The following is a 15,238-nucleotide window of genomic DNA, read 5'->3' as shown; positions in this document are numbered from 1 at the left end:
ATCGCATCCCGCGTACCCTGGTGCCATGAACCCGTCCGCCTCCCGCCCCACCGCGGAGCCCACGACAGCCTCCGCCGTGGACCCCACGTCGGACCCCGCCGTCCATCCCGCGGTGCGCCCGGCGGTGCGGCCGGCGGTGCGGCCCGCCTGGGGGGTCGGGCTGGCCACCGTCTCCGCCCGGGGCACGACGCTCGAGGTCTGGTATCCGGAGCTGGGCCTGGGCCGGATGCCGGCCCGGCTCGCCGGACCCTACGGGGTGCCCGCCGACCTCGCATCGCTACGCACGACGGATCCCGCACGCCGAACGCACCTGGGCGTCGTCCACACGCAGATCGATCTCGCCGCGCCCCCCGCGGACACGGCCGATGCCTACCTGCGCCTCCACCTGCTCTCCCACCGCGACATCGCGCCGGGCGAAGCGGAGCTGGGCGGGCTCGAGGAGGTCCTTCCCGTCAACGTGTGGACCTCCGTGGGGGCGTGCGAGCTCGCCGACTTCGAGGACACGCGCCTGCGGCTGCGGATCGCGGGCAAGGGAGTCGCGCCGGTGGTGTTCGGGGTCGCCCGGTTTCCGCGGATGACCGACTTCGTGGCGCCCTCGGACGTGCGCATCGAGGTGGCGGACCGGGTACGCCTCGGCGCGCACCTCGCACCGGGCACGGTGGTGCGGGCGGAGGGCTTCGTCGACTACAACGCCGGTTCGGTCGGCGCCGCGCACATCCAGGGCCGCGTGAACTACGGGGTGACCGTCGACCGCGACACCGAGATCGGCGGGAGCGCCTCGATCATCGGCGCCGAGGAGGGAGCGGCGCAGCTCGTCACGATCGGACGGCGGTGCCTCCTGGGCGCGAACGCCGGCGTGGGCATCTCCCTCGGCGACGACTGCGTGGTCGAGGCCGGGCTGTACGTGACCGCGGGAACAAAGGTCACCCTGCGCACCGCGGCCCACCCGCATCCGCGGATCGTCGCCGCACGCGAGCTCTCCGGCGAGGAGCGGCTGCTGTTCCGCCGCAATTCGACCACCGGCGTGGTCGAGGCCTTCGAACGCGACGAGCGTCCCTCGACGCCCGGGAACGAATGAACCGGCAGTCCGGGGAGCGCCCCCGCGGCGGCGCGCTCATCCTCACCGTCCTGCTCATCCTCCTGCTCATCGGAGCGGTCTTCACCGTGGTCATGGTGCTCGATGCGCTCGAACGTCCGGCACCGGCCGGGGCGGGGTGCCGGGTCGACGACGGCGACCACACGTTCTCCCTCTCGGCGGAACAGGCCGGCTCGGCGGCCCTCATCGTGGCCGTGGGCGCGGGCCGGGACCTCCCGGAGCGCGCCCTGACCATCGCGGTGGCCACGGCGATGCAGGAGTCCTCGCTGCGCAATCTCGACCACGGCGACCGGGACTCCCTCGGGCTGTTCCAGCAGCGCCCCTCCCAGGGCTGGGGATCGCCCGAACAGGTGCAGGATCCGCGCTACGCCGCCGGCCTCTTCTACGACCGGCTCGTCGAGGTGCCGGACTACCTCGAGGTGCCGCTGACCGAGGCCGCGCAGGCGGTCCAGCGCTCGGCCTTCCCGGATCTGTACGCCCAGCACGAGCCGCTCGCGGCCGCGCTGACGGATGCGCTGACCGGCGCGAGCCCGCGCGCGCTGTCGTGCCACCTGCCGGAGGCTCGCACCCCGGCCGCCGGGGACGAGCATCCGCGGTTCACGGCCCTCCTCGACCGGGACCAGCCCGATGCCGTGATCTCCTCGGCCCTCGGGGGCGAGATCCGGCTCGCGGCCGGCTCCGAGCGGGCGGCGTGGGCCCTGGGCCAGTGGGCCGTCGCCACCGCTGCGGAGACCGGCGTCGAGTCCGTGCAGGTGAGCTCCCTGCGGTGGGAACGTGCGGGCGGTGGCTGGGAGCAGGTCGGGCCGGCCCGGCGGGAGACGCCGAACGGGCTCGAGACCGGCGCCGTCATCGTCCGCTGAACCCGGCGGCGCTGCAACGACGGCCGGTGGGACCGTTCGATCACCGCGGCGGTCGTTCCTCCCCCGCGGGCCCGCGGGCTCAGGCCTACCGGCGCAGCACGATCGGCACCCGCGCGTATCCACCGGCCGGCGGCTGCTCCCGCTCCCGGTCGCGGTCCGGATCCGGCAGGATCTCGGCCGTGCGGTAGAGCACCGCCTCGGTCAGCAGCCGCAACTGCATCGTGGCCAGCGCCCGGCCGGGGCACACGTGCCTCCCGATGCCGTACACGAGGTTCTTCGGGGCGTTGAGATAGGGGCTGAACGCGTCCGGGTCGCCGAAGGCCTCCGGGTCCCGGTTCGCTGCGGTCCAGTTGAGCACCACCCGGTCCCCGGCGGGGATCCGTTCGTCGCCGAGGGCCACCTCGCGCGTGGTCACCCGCCGGTTCGAGGTGAACGGATTGTCGATGCGCAGGATCTCGTCGAGGATCGCGTTGAACTCCACCTCGCTCACGCCGGCCCGCATCCGCGCCTGCAGCTGTGGATGATCGGCCAGGTATGCCAGCACGACCCCGATGCACAGCGCCATGCTCGAGAGGTCGCCGCCGGTCCAGTTGCGCAGGATCGAGGTGATCTCCTCGTCGGTGAGCGCCCGGCCGAGGAAGTCGTCGCCCAGGAGTTCGGTCGTCACGTCCGCGGGAGCCCGCTCCCCCAGCGCCCGGCGCTCGTCGGTCTGGGAGCGGATGATGTTCGTGTACCAGGTGGCCACGGCGGAGGTGGCGGTCAGGTCGCCGGACCGGCTCGCCTCCCGGTTCGCCGCGACCCAGTCGAGCAGCTCGCGCTCGTGCGTGCGGGGCCAGCCGAGCCAGTCGCAGGCGGACCGCACCGCGAATCGCGCCCCGAGCTCCACGGCGTCGGCGGCCGCCTCGGGCTGCGTCGGTGCCCCGAGGGTCGCGGCCACGATGTCCTCGGCAACGTCGGCGAGCACGGGCTCGAGCGCGGCGAGCCGGCGGGGCTCGAAGTACCGGTCGGTCAGCGCCCGGAAGAGGTCGTGTTCGGCGCCGTCCATCCCGTTGGGCACCTGCAGGAAGCGCGAGGTGGCGCTCGAGAAGGCGACGTCGTCGAGGGCGGCCGAGCGCACGTCGTCATGACGATAGAGCGTCCACGACCCGGCGGAGTCGCGGGAGACCGGACACCGGGAACGTCGCTCGTCGTAACTCACGCGCGGATCCTCGGTCTGGGCATCGAGCTGCATGGCATCCTCCTTCATACGATCATGCCGTGCCGACCGGGTTTCCGCCGTGATCCAGGCGTCACCGCGGTCCGTTATGTGTGGGCGTTCACAGTTCGGCGCCCGGCGGCCTCGTGTGTTAGACCAGGGGCATGGATCTCGGACCGACCCTCAACTGGATCATCGTGCTCGCCTCCTCGGTCGTGGCGGCGCTCGTCCTGCTCCTCGTGGTCAACCTCGTGCTGCGGCGGATCGGGCGGCGCACGGTGGCCATCGACCGGGCATGGCGGCGCATTCGTCGGCCGGTCGCCGGCCTGCTGCTCACCACCGCGCTGCGGATCGGTTTCGGCGGACTGACCGATCCCTCGACCCTCCGCGACATCGGCATGCACGTGCTGCTCATCGCGATCATCGTCTGCGCCGTCTGGCTCGTGGCGGTGTTCGTGCTCGTCTGGCTCGCCCACGCCCAGTACCGGGTGGTGGCCCGCATGGCCGGCGACGCGCGCGCCGCCCGCCGCGCCCAGACCCAGATGCAGCTCATCCGCCGGATCGTCAACGCCGCGTTCGTGGTCGTCGGCGCCGCGCTCGTGCTGCTCACGTTCCCCGGCGTCGAACAGATCGGGACGACGATCCTCGCCTCGGCCGGGCTGCTGTCGGTGGTTCTGGGCATCGCCGCGCAGAGCTCGCTCGGCAACCTGTTCGCGGGCATCCAGCTCGCCTTCACCGACGCCATCCGCATCGGCGACATCGTCGAGGTCGACGGAACGTGGGCGACGGTCGAGGACATCACCCTGACGTACGTGGTCGTGAACATCTGGACCGGCCAGCACAAGGTGTTGCCGTCGACGTTCTTCACCACGACCCCGTTCATCAACTGGAGCCGCGACGACGAGTCGCTCACCGGGCTCATCTACTTCTCGCTCGACTGGCGGGTGGATCTGGCCGGCTTCCGCGCCGAGTTCGACCGGCTCGTCGACGCGAGCGGCCTGTGGGACGGGCGCTCGCGCGGGGTGCGGGTGACCGACTCCGCCACCGACCGGCTCACCGTGCGCGCCACCGTGAGCACCGCGAACACCGACGACGACTGGGTGCTGCGCTGCGACGTCCGGGAGGGTCTGGCCACGTGGCTGCGCGAGCACAATCCCGAGGCGTTGCCCACCCAGCGCGTGCTCATGAGTGGGGACGACGCAGCCCGGCCCGCGTAGGCCGCTCGCCTCCGGCCGGCCCCGGCAACCGGTCGCTCACATGAGGGCCGACGTGAGCCGCATGACGTTGTCGAGCCATTGTTCGCGGTAGGGCCGGGCGAGCCACTCCTCGAGGTGGAGCTCCCGGCTGCGAGCGCGGTAGTCGTCCTCGACCGCCCGCAGGTCGGCCACGATCGACTCCCCCGAGAACATGACCATGAGCTCCATGTGGAGGCTGAGGGAGCGTTCGTCCATGTTGCTGGTGCCGATGATCGCCACCTCGTCGTCGAGGCTGATGTGCTTCGCGTGCAGCACCGTGGGCGCGTGGTACAGGAAGATCCGCACTCCCGCGCGCAGGAGTTCCTCGTAATAGGAGCGTTGGGCGTGATAGACCATGAACTGGTCACTCGAGGCGGCCACGAAGAGCTCCACCTCCAGGCCCCGGTGGGCGGCCGTGACCATCGCGTCGAGCACGCTCTGGTCCGGCACGAAGTAGGGGCTGGTCACGCTCACCCGGCGGCGGGCGTTGTGCAGCGCGGCCGCGAAGAGCTTGAGGTTGTTGTCGGCCTCGAAGCTCGGCCCGCTCGGGAGCACCTGGGCATCGAGTGCGCCCGGGCCGGTCTCGGGTAGTTCGGTGTAGTCGAGCGGGAGCAGCTCGTCGGTCTCGCTGTACCAGTCGGTGGCGAACACGGCGTCGAGCTCGCGCACGACCGGGCCCTGCAGGCGCATCATGAGCTCGCGCCAGTGCAGGCCGCGGCGCAGCGCGGTGCGCTTGTGATAGTGGTCGGCGATGAGGTTCATCGACCCGGTGTGGCCGATGAGTCCGTCGATCACCACGAGCTTGCGGTGGTTTCGCAGATCGAGCCGGCGGCCGCTTCGGATCGGGCTGATCGGGAGCATCGCGTGGTATTCGGCGCCCATTCGCGCCAGCCGCTCGGCGGTGCGCCGCCGGAACGGGTAGGTCAGCTGGGAGAGGTGATCGGTCAGCACCCGCACCGTGACACCGCGCTCCCGGGCCCGGGCGAGGGCGTCGAAGAACGGGGCCGTGGTCTCGTCGCACACGAGGATGAAGAACTCGACGTGTACGTACTTCTCGGCCCGGTCGATGTCGTCGACCATGCGGGCGATCATGCCCTTGTAGTCCGTGAGGAGCTCGGCGTGGTTGTTCGGCAGCATCGGCAGCGCGCCGAGGGTGCGGTTCAGGGTGACGAGCGTGCCGAACCAGTCGGGCCAGGTGGTGCTGCGCGCGGCGGCACCGAGATCACCGGGCGTGCGGGCCATGATCAGCTCGGTGATGAACCGCTGCTTGTCGCGGCGATCCTGCGGAAGCTTCGCGGTGCCGATGAGCAGGTAGGCCACCACGCCGAGCAGCGGCACGAAGATGACCACGAGCAACCAGGCGAGCGCCGAGGACGGCTTGCGGTTGGCCGAGATGGAGAACGCGGTGAACAGGATGATGAGCACGTGGGCGGCAAGGAGCGACACCGCCCAGATGCTGACATCGTTCACAGGGTCATGATGGCAGGCCGGCCATCGTCGTGCGGGCAGGACACCCGCCGCGGACGCGGGATTCCGTCGAGGTCGGGGCGCTCGACCGCGACAGAATGCCGCGTCCGCTCAGTTGATCGCCGAGGCCGGCGTGGCGAGCAGTCACTCCATCCTGGTTCGGCGAGTCAGCACGACACCGGCGGCCGTGAGTAGCGCCGTGGAGACCAGGATCGTCGTGGTCCCGGAGGCCCCGGTCTCGGGCATGGTGTCGGTCCCGCCGGCACCGTCATCGACCGAGCTGCCGGAATTCGTGACGCCGCCCGTGTCGCCCGGGCCGTCGGCAGCTGCGGCGCCGGCCGCACTCTCGGCGCCGGCATCGTCGGTACCGTCGGTACCGTCAGCTGCAGACTCCGCCGAGCCGTCGACACCATGCGAGCCACCGTCGGAGTCGACGCCGGCACCATTCGCGTCGGCGCCATTCGCGTCCGAACCACCTTCGACCTCGGCACCCGCGTCGGCGTCGCCATCGACCTCGGCGCCCGCGTCCGCACCACCATCGACGTCGGCGCCCGCGTCTGCGTCGCCATCGACGTCGGCACCCGCGTCCGCACCACCATCGACGTCGGCACCACCGTCAGTGCCACCATCGACGTCGGCGCCCGCGTCGGCACCACCATCGGCGTCGGTGCCACCGTCAGTGCCACCGTCGGCGTCGGCATCCGTGCCGCCGCCGGAATCACCGCCACCGGAATCCGGCACGTCGCAGGCGAGGTGGGCGCCGGCCCAGTCCGCGTGGTCCTGGCCCACGCCGTTGCCGCCGTCGCCGACCCGCAGGGTCAGCTGCCCGACGCCGGTGAGGTCCTGGGCCACCCGCTGGCGCCCGCTCGCCGGGGTCACGAGCTCGGAGGCCCACAGTTGTGCGCCGTCGCCGAGCAGCTCGAACGTCACGCTCGCCGCCCCGGCCACCTCGTCGTCGATCCCGTAGTCCGAGACGAACGTCGTGCACGTCTCCGGCACGTCGATGACGACGGTCGAGACCGCGTGCACGCCGAGGCCCTTCGAGTAGCCACGGCCGCCGATGGTGAGCGGCCCTCCGTCCCCAGGCTCATCCTCGCCCACGGAGGAGTCCCGCTCCACCGGACCCCACCCGTTCGTCGAGGAGACCCAGTCCAGGTCGGAGACGTGCACGCCGCCGGAGACGAGGTCGAACGTGCCCGCGGCCAGGGTCACCTCGCCGTCGAGCAGCGCGACGCCCACGGTCGACCACCCGGTCTCGCCGTCGGGGTAGAGCTCGATGAGCAGGTCGTCGTCGAATCCGGCGGGCAGCGTGACCGCGGATTCACCGAGGCGCCAGAAGTCGCCGTCGGTGAGCGCGAGGGTCAGCTCGTGCGGCTCGGCCGATCGGTTCCGGGCCGGCACGCTGAGGATCACGGGCTCGGAGGCGTCGAGCGAGTTCGACTTCGTGGCAATGATCTCGCCGTCGGCGCTCACGAGTTCCCCGACGAGGGGAACCTCGGTGAAGTGGGCGACGACCTGCCCGTCGGCGTCGAGCACCCGGCCGGAGAGCACGATGAGCGTGCGGGCCGATTCCGGGATGTCGACGGTCAGGTCCCACCCGCCGGTCTCGCCGGCGGGCACGTCGATCGCCGCCCCGGCGGCACCACCGAGGGTGTCGAGTTCGACGGTCAGCCCGGTCAGGTCCTCGGCCCCGGCCGTCACCTCGACTCGCAGGTCCGCGGGGCCCCCGCGGCCGACGACGTCCTCGGAGGTCGCGCTCACGCCCACGGCACTCGAGGCCGCGTCGAGCACATCCGCCTTCGCCTGGAGCATCGCGGCCCAGACCTCGGGCGTGCCCTCCGCCCGCGGGTCGATGCTCGCGAGCGCGCCGTCGGTCACGGCCGCGACCCGGCCCCCGAGGGCGGCCGCCTGGTCGAGCACCTCGGCGTCCTCCTGGCCGGTGCGGAAGTTCTCCCACCGGATCGAGGAGATCGGCCCGTCCTCCCCCGGGTAGACGATGTACTCGTCGCCCTGGCCGTACCGGTAGGCGGGATCGGAGTAGACGTCCGCGGGCCAGGAGTTGTAGGTCCAGCGCAGGTAGCCGTCGAGGCCGCGCTGCTCGACGATCCACCCGAGCGAGCGGGTCGACACGGGCGGTGAGGCGGTCACGGTGTTGGGGCGCACCGGGTCGTAGTACGTGTAGAACAGGGTCGGCTCGCCCGCCTCGACGCGCTGGGCGATGAGGTCGTCCGGCACGTTGTCGAGGAACGAGTAGTTGAAGCTGATGAAGTCGGCGATATCGGCCTCGGCGAGCGAGTTCGCGGCGAGGGCGACCTTGTCGCGCCAGGCGGGGGCGACGTCGTCGATCACGGCGAAGGCCTGGTTCATGATCGCCACGGGCCGCTCGTCGAAGGCGAGGCGCGTCCGCTCGAACCAGCCCCGTGCCTCGAGGTGCGACTGGAAGTCGGTGAGGAACGCGCCCCAGGCACCCCGGTAGCGATCGCCCGAACGGTCGACCACCTCCTGGGTGCGCTCGCCCGTGCGGGTGTCGGTGTAGGTGAGCACCTCCCGGTCGCGGAACTGGAGCATCGCGAACACGTGGATCGCATCGGAGATGCCGACCGAGGCGTTCAGGTCGACGTAGCCGTCGAAGGCGTCGTAGTCGAAGCTCCACTCCTCCCCGTCCCATCGCCATTCGATGCTCGAGCGGTAGTGGCTCTGCGTCTGCGGCACCCATTCCCCGCCCGAGGAGATGAGCCAGGGATCATCGACGATCGCCACGTCGACGATCCGCTGGCCGTGGTCGGCCAGATCCTGCAGGTAGGGCGTAAGCGCGCTCAGGTGCTCGGCGCTCCAGGGCTCGAGCCCGAGGTGGTCCGCCACGGCGTCCGGATGCGCCCACATGTCGAGGGTGAAGGGTCGCTCGTCGACCGGGCGCAGGGCCATGTCGGCCACGTCGATCCGGACCGGCCACGTGCCGAGCTCGCCGCCGGCGCTCGTGACCGTCACCGTGCCGGTGTAGCCGCCCGGCGCGGTGCCGGCCGGAACGAGCGTCGTGAACCAGATTCCCTGGTTGCGGCCCGCGGGCACGTCGACGCTCGCCGCCTCGGTCAGCGGGTCGGCCACGACCCCGCCGGCCACCAGGTCCGGGATATAGGAGGGGAAGCGCACCCGGGTCGCGGCCGCGGGAATCGTGCCCGCCGGCGAGCTCAGGTCCGACACGTGCGCGCTCACCTGCTCGAGTCCGTCGAAGGCGCTGACGGCGAGCTGGCTCGAGACGTGTTCGCCGGCGGCGGCCTGCATCCGCAGCACAGTCGCCTCCGGCAGGTTCTCGTGATGCGTGCCCGCGCGCGGCACGCGCACCATGGCGGAGGAGGCGACGTCTCCCGACGGGATCCAGACGGCCGAGCCGGTCGTCGGTGCGCCGGGGTCCGCGATCTCGACGGGTGTCAGGCGCGCGGACGTCGTCACGGCCGTGCCCGCCCCGCGCGCGGTCGCGGTGAACGTCGGCGCCCACTGCCCGGCCGCGACGTCGGCGTCCGTGATGGTGTGGCGCACGGACTTGCACACATACGATTCGCGCGGGCCGAGCGGGTTCGCCCGGTTGCAGGTCGCGGAGTTGTCGGGGCCCTCGAGCACGATGCCGGTCAGCGCCACGTTGCCCGTGTTCGCGATGCGGATCCACGGCGCGATCAGGTCGTCACGCACGCCGTCGCGGCCGCCGGGGTAGGTCGCATCGAGCACCGGCAGCACCTCGATCGCCGGGGCGGGCGCGGCGGGCGCGCTCACCGAGACGCCGGAGATCGTGCCCGTGAACGGCCAGCGCCGGCCGTCGGCGGCGTGATACGCGCCGAGCTGGAGGGAGTCGAGGTCGCTCACGGAGGCGAAGAACCCGGCGCCGCCACGGCCGATCTCCTCACCGTCGAGGAGCAGCCGGGTCGTGGCGCCGTCCGCGACGACCGTGAGCGTGTGCTCCTCGCCGTCGGCCACGTCGACGCCGGTCGTGATGCGGCTCGGATAGGAGCCGCCGCCGGTGCGCACCTCGAGGTAGGGCTTGCCGCTGTTGAGGGAGAGGATGACGTCCTTGACCGTGCTCGAGGAGTCCGAGGCGGACAGGAGCACCCCGACGGCCGGGCGCTGTTCCGTGGCGAACGTGACCGAGAAGCTCCCGGCCGCGAGGTCGGCCACCTGCTCGAGCTCGCCGGTCAGGTCGATATACGTGGTGTCCCCGTCGGGCAGCGTCCAGGGCCCGGGGGCGCTCACCACCTCCTCGAGGTCGGCGCTCACCTCGATCCTCGTCACGCGTGTCGACGACGTCCCGCCCGTCTCGTAGCGGACCGTCACCTGCTCGGCGCCCGAGCCGATCCCGGCGGGCACGCGTACGGGAACCGTGACCGTCGCGCTCTCGCCCGCGGGGATCGCGGGGGTCGGAACGGGTTCGGACCACCCGTCGATGCGCACGGTGCCGGCGGCGAGCACGGCATCCGTCTGGTTCGTGACGTCGACGTCGATGAGCCCGGCCGAGCCGGTGGCGAGCTCGCCCGGGGCGCTCACCTCGATCGGCGCGCAGACGCCGCCGAGCCAGTCGAGGTCGAAGGCGGTGTAGGAGAGGTGGTTGTATCCCTCCCGCTCGTAGAGCAGCCCGTAGGAGCCGCCGAGGTCGCCGCCCGGGCCGGGGAGCGCCGTGAGCGTGGAGTACCCGGCCGAGCCGGGCTCGACCACGGCGCGAACCGGCCAGGTCGCGCCGGAGTCGCAGGACATCTTGACCGTGAGGTTGCGCCGGATGCCGGTGTCCTCGGTGTTGCTGAAGAGCAGGATCTGCGCCTTCGGGTCGCTCGGGGCGGCGTCGGGGAAGGCGCGGATGATCGAGCCGTTGTTCGCGGGGTCCTCGAGCTGCGTGTCGGGCGCGAACGGGGTGTAGCTCGCCCCGCCGTCGGTGGAGGTGGCGACCTGTCGGTACGGGGCCGATCGGCTGTTGAGCATGACGGTGCCGTCGGCCAGTTCGACGGTCTTGTTCTCGTCGGCGCCCGGGCCCACGAGCTCGCTGTGGTGCCAGGTCCGGCCGTGGTCGTCGCTGAAGGCGCTCATGGCGTAGTTCCCGCCGTTCGCGCGCACCGCGTACTGCTGGATGAGGCGGCCCGCGTGCGGGCCCTGCCGCAGCTGGATCCCCTCGCCGGAGGAGGCGAACATCCCACCCCAGGCGGGCTCCTTGAGCTGTGCGGTGAGGCGTTCGTGCCGCCAGGTGAGGCCGTTGTCCTCGGAGATGCTCACATCGGGGTGGAGCACGTTCGGGTCGCTCGGGTCGTTGCCGGTGGCCGAGCCCGCGAAGCCCTGGTTGATCGATGCGGCGTAGAACACGAAGATCGTGTCGGTCTCACGGTCGACGAGCACGCTCGGGTCGCCGAAGCCGTTCGGGGCCGGTTCGGAACGGACGACCTCCGGCTCCTGCCAACTCCTCCCGCCGTCGGTGGAGCGGCGCAGGAGCACGGAGATGTTCGAGGGCAGGTCGGCCATCGTCGGCCGGCCGTCGTACACGGCGAGCAGGTCGCCGTTGGGCGCCGTGGTGAGCGCCGGGATCCGGTAGCGCAGGTGCGATCCCTCGTACCGCGAGGCGAGGTCGGTCACCGTGAGCGTCTCCCCGGCCGACGCGGCCGGGTACTCGCCGGAATCCGGGGCGCCCTGGGCGGGCGCCGCGGCGGGAACCGCCAGGAGTGGGACGGCCAGTGCCACGGCGGCGGCCAGGATTCCAACGCGCTTCATCGAGCATCCTCATCATCGGGGTGGGTCAGCCGGTTCACACGAGTGCACAGCGGATGACGTGGCAACTTGAACCACGGTGATCATATGTCCACGGCGGACGTCAGTCAATGACGGATCGTGAACGCAACGAGCGCCACGCCGTCACAAGTGATCGGCGCGGCGCTCGGTACGTTCAGTCGCGTTCAGTCGCGTTCGGTCAGCCCGCGAGCCGGCGACGCAGGCCGAGCACGACGCCCCCGGCGAGCAGCACTGCCGCGCCACCCAGGACCACGTCGCGCACAAGCGGGCTCGTGCCGGTCCGGGGAAGCTCGCCCGGCGCCTCGGAGCCCGCGCCGGCGGAGGGGCGCGTCGTCGGATCCGTGGTCGGCTCGGGATCGGTCGTCGGGTCGGAATCGGCGCTCGGGTCGGGGTCGGTCGTCGGCTCGGGATCCGTGGTCGGGTCCGTCGTCGGCTCGGGATCCGTCGTCGGCTCCGGGTCCGTCGTCGGCTCGGGATCCGTCGTCGGCTCCGGGTCGGTCGTCGGGTCCGTGGTCGGCTCCGGGTCCGGATCGGGGTTCGTGCACTCGACGCCGCTGCCCGGGGCCTTCGCGGGGAGGTCGGAGAGGACGACCCAACGGTAGGTCTGCGCCCGGCCGGCGTCGTCGGAGGTGTGCACCTCCACGACGTTCGGCCCCGCGGCGAGCGGGAACCGGTAGTCACCGGCCGCCGCCGTGACGACCTCACTGTTGAGCAGCACCTGGTCGAGCGAGACCCCCACTGCCGGCGCGAAGCTCGCCGACACCTCGGTCACATCCGGGCCCGTGCGTCCGAACCACGTGAGCGGGGAGGCGCCCTCCTCGAAGGTCGCTCCGGTCCAGTGCGCCTGGTCGAGCGGCGCGGCCGTCGACGGCTCCTGCCGCTCGGGCACGGAGGCGAAGAACGGCCGCTGCACCCCGTCGATCGTCAGATCCGTGAACGTGAAGGCCGTTCCCGCCGAGCTGGATCCGACCCCGAGCACCCCCGCGCGGCCCGTGGCGGCGGCCGCGTTCGTCACCGTTCGGATCGGCGTGAACGCCGTGCCGTCGGTGGAGTAGGAACCGGTGATGTCGTTGCCGTCGCGCGTGAGCTTGAGCCACAGGTCCGTCGTTCCCGGGTCGGCGATCCGGCCGTCCTCGTTCGGACTGCCGGCCTCCTCCGTCACGACCGCCAGCTTCGGGCTCCCGCCGTCGTGCTTGCGCTGCACGGCGACGTAGTTGTCGTCGTCCGTGTAGAGGATGAGCCCGGCCTCCTCGTAGCCACTCGCCGTGGTTCCCTCGAGTTTGACGATCGCCTCCTCGATGCCGCCGGCGTCGCCGTCGGCGAGCACGATGTTGGTGGCCGCGTTCTGCGTGGCCCACAGCCCGGCCGATCCCGCGGCGAGCGAGATCGACGCCTCGTCGAGGGCGGACCAGCGGCCGTCGTCCTCACGCACGAGGCTCATCCCGGGCGCGAAGACGGCGCGGTCACCCTCGGGAGCGAGGAGGTGATCGCTGTTGACGCTCACCTCTCCCCCGGCCACCTCGGCGGCATCCATTCCGGAGGTGTCCGCGCGGAGATTGAACCCTTCGGCGTAGGTGTTTGCGGAGATGTCGATATCCGCGCTGCCACGGAAGCGGAAGAGCGCCTGCGAGGACGTCTCGGTCACCGGCTCCGTCGGTGCCCAGTGCTGCACGAGATTGCGGGTGAAGGTCAGACCGGTGACCGACTTCGCGTCCACGAGGCGCCCGTTCGGCAGCAGCGCGAACCGGTTGGCGGTGATGTCGATACCGCTGTGAACGGTTCGGCCCGGTTCGGTGGCACTGTTCGTCGGCTCGATGAAGATCGCGCCCCAGTTGCTCGCGGGCCGGTCGAAGATGTTGTTACGGATGGTCACGTCCTCGACCGCGCTGGACTCGTACCAGCTCGCGGCGTCGGCCGAGATGAAGATCGACGCCATGTTCATCTGGTCGAAGTGGTTGCGCTCGATCACGACCTCACCGGGCGTGGTCACGAGGATGCCGCGGGTGGGCACCGAGCGGAACGTATTCCCCGCGAGGTAGACGTCCGGCGTGTAGGTGAGATTCTCGGCCACGTACTGACCGGGCGTCACCTCCGCGGGGATCTCGCCGTCGAGGGTCACCGTCATCGTGGTCAGGTCTCGCTCGTGGTCCCGCCCGCTCGGGCCGTCGACGGCGGTCACCGTCGCAGTGCCGCCCGCCACCGGCAGCATGGTCGACTTCTCGACGAATCGCAGCTCGTCTCCCTCGTAGTACTGCGGGAACCCGGCGGTCTCGTTGTGCATGTATCGCAGGGTGACCTGCCGAGCGGCGCGGTCGACGTCGGTCACCTGCACATAGGTGCCGTGGATGTTGAACGGGTCGTCGTGCGGGTTGTCGAAGAGCGAGTTGGTGATCTGCACCGTGCCCGCGACGCCCGACATCTGAATGAAGTCGGCGAAGCCCGCGGTCGATCGCCAGGTGCCCGGATCCGTGATCATGCGGACTCGGTCGAACGAGACGTCGGTGGTCAGCTGCCCGACGATTCCGAACCCGTGAAGATAGTGGAAGTCGACCGAGTCCACGGCGGTACGCTCCGACTGCCAGATGAAGGCCCCCGGGTGGTCGCGTTGGGTGTGGCGCATCTCGTAGACGTGAGCGCCGTCGCCGGGAGCGGTCGTGGAGTCGTAGCTCACCCGCAGGAGACCGGGCGACACCTCGGTGACCGACCGAGAGGCCGTCCAGATCGGCAGGCCCGACCGCCGGGTGTGGCCGGTGAGCAGGTCGCGGATCTGATTGTGGCCCGCCCGTGTGTCTCCGGGGCTGAACGTCCAATACGGCTCGCCGCTCACGGGGCTCTTTTCGCCCGTGAAGGTGGCGGTGGCTCCGGTCAGCGTGTACTCGACGCCCGCGGGCACACGGATGTCGCGGTAGCCGTGACCGTCCTCGACACCGGTGTCCACGACGGTCAGGTCGAGCGTGCCGGGCGCGTACCAGTCGGTACCGAGGTCTCGGATCGTCACGTCCGTCGAGTCGATGACGGCGAACTGACTCTGCTTGCCGTGGAAGGTCAGCTGGGAGCCGTTCCCCTCGACGATCACGTCGTCCATGCCCTCGATGAGCATCGCGATGCTCTTCTCGCGCACGGACGCGTCGGTGCCGACCGTGTTCGACACGTACAGCTCGCGCTTCTCGGTGGCCTCGGGGTAGATGCGGTACTGCCCGCAGGGGAAGGAGATCGTCACCGGCCCGTCGATCCCGCGCGCATGGGCGAAGGCGTCGCGGATCGCCGCAGCGGAGTCCTCCGCCCCCGTCGGGTCGGCCCCGAAGGCGGTCACGTCGACCACCGTGCGCTGGTCGGCGTGCCGCGGGAGCGCCGCCTCGTCGCGCTCGGCGGGCTCGTCCGCGGTGTATCCGACCGTGGTCACGTTCAGCTCCGCCGGATCGAGCAGGTCGGGCGCGGCGGTGGCCGGACCGGCGACGAACGGAACGGCCAGCAGCGCCGCGATCCCGGTCATGCCGACGATTCCGCGGGCGTGTCGGCCACGACTCGAATGACGTCGCACCTCATTGTGTTCATACATGTGAGACATTGTAGCTAGTTGACTACTTCCCGTCCAGATCGAACGGAATCCATCATCCCCACGAGCAGC

At 71.2% G+C, this 15,238-nt stretch carries 7 protein-coding genes; 3 read left to right on the top strand and 4 right to left on the bottom strand.

Features of this window, described 5'->3' with window-relative positions:
* The first annotated feature begins 25 nt into the window (after window positions 1-25).
* Window positions 26-1,078 carry a DapH/DapD/GlmU-related protein gene (locus tag GCE65_RS04155; protein ID WP_153877480.1) on the top strand — a complete coding sequence of 351 codons (1,053 nt, stop codon included), beginning with the start codon at window positions 26-28 and terminating at the stop codon, window positions 1,076-1,078.
* Window positions 1,075-1,956, top strand: coding sequence for a hypothetical protein (locus tag GCE65_RS04150; RefSeq protein ID WP_153877479.1), 882 nt, complete (start codon window positions 1,075-1,077; stop codon window positions 1,954-1,956). Before GCE65_RS04155 ends, GCE65_RS04150 begins: the two co-directional genes overlap by 4 nt.
* An 85-nt stretch (window positions 1,957-2,041) precedes the next feature.
* On the opposite strand, the gene GCE65_RS04145 is transcribed toward GCE65_RS04150, so the two are convergent.
* Window positions 2,042-3,187, bottom strand: coding sequence for a cytochrome P450 (locus GCE65_RS04145; protein WP_153877478.1), 1,146 nt, complete (start codon window positions 3,185-3,187; stop codon window positions 2,042-2,044).
* Between the two features lie 128 nt (window positions 3,188-3,315).
* On the opposite strand from GCE65_RS04145, the gene GCE65_RS04140 reads away from it, so the two are divergent.
* Complete coding sequence (locus GCE65_RS04140; RefSeq protein WP_153877477.1) at window positions 3,316-4,368, top strand: mechanosensitive ion channel family protein; 1,053 nt, start codon at window positions 3,316-3,318, stop codon at window positions 4,366-4,368.
* Window positions 4,369-4,404: 36 nt separating this feature from the next.
* Here GCE65_RS04140 and cls read toward each other — a convergent pair whose 3' ends face one another.
* The 3 genes from cls to GCE65_RS04125 all read right to left on the bottom strand — a co-directional run bounded on the left by cls (window position 4,405) and on the right by GCE65_RS04125 (window position 15,169).
* Window positions 4,405-5,856: a cardiolipin synthase gene (gene cls / locus GCE65_RS04135; RefSeq protein WP_153877476.1), complete on the bottom strand. Its 1,452-nt coding sequence runs from the start codon at window positions 5,854-5,856 to the stop codon at window positions 4,405-4,407.
* 141 nt (window positions 5,857-5,997) lie between these two features.
* Window positions 5,998-11,592, bottom strand: a complete 5,595-nt coding sequence (locus GCE65_RS04130) for a glycoside hydrolase domain-containing protein (protein WP_153877475.1) — start codon at window positions 11,590-11,592, stop codon at window positions 5,998-6,000.
* Between the two features lie 196 nt (window positions 11,593-11,788).
* On the bottom strand, window positions 11,789-15,169 hold the full coding sequence (locus tag GCE65_RS04125; RefSeq protein WP_194928823.1) for a DUF1349 domain-containing protein: 3,381 nt from the start codon (window positions 15,167-15,169) through the stop codon (window positions 11,789-11,791).
* Between the last annotated feature and the right edge of the window lie 69 nt (window positions 15,170-15,238).

The organism is Pseudactinotalea sp. HY158 (assembly GCF_009660225.1).
Classification (GTDB): domain Bacteria; phylum Actinomycetota; class Actinomycetes; order Actinomycetales; family Beutenbergiaceae; genus HY158.
This window is presented reverse-complemented; position numbering and strand designations above follow the sequence as displayed.

Excerpts from the sequence above, each read along its gene's own strand:
- GCE65_RS04155 (WP_153877480.1), top strand. The coding sequence starts at position 26 with ATGAACCCGTCCGCCTCCCGCCCCACCGCGGAGCCCACGACAGCCTCC.
- GCE65_RS04150 (WP_153877479.1), top strand. The coding sequence starts at position 1,075 with ATGAACCGGCAGTCCGGGGAGCGCCCCCGCGGCGGCGCGCTCATCCTC.
- GCE65_RS04145 (WP_153877478.1), bottom strand. The coding sequence starts at position 3,187 with ATGCAGCTCGATGCCCAGACCGAGGATCCGCGCGTGAGTTACGACGAG.
- GCE65_RS04140 (WP_153877477.1), top strand. The coding sequence starts at position 3,316 with ATGGATCTCGGACCGACCCTCAACTGGATCATCGTGCTCGCCTCCTCG.
- GCE65_RS04130 (WP_153877475.1), bottom strand. The coding sequence starts at position 11,592 with ATGAAGCGCGTTGGAATCCTGGCCGCCGCCGTGGCACTGGCCGTCCCA.
- GCE65_RS04125 (WP_194928823.1), bottom strand. The coding sequence starts at position 15,169 with ATGTATGAACACAATGAGGTGCGACGTCATTCGAGTCGTGGCCGACAC.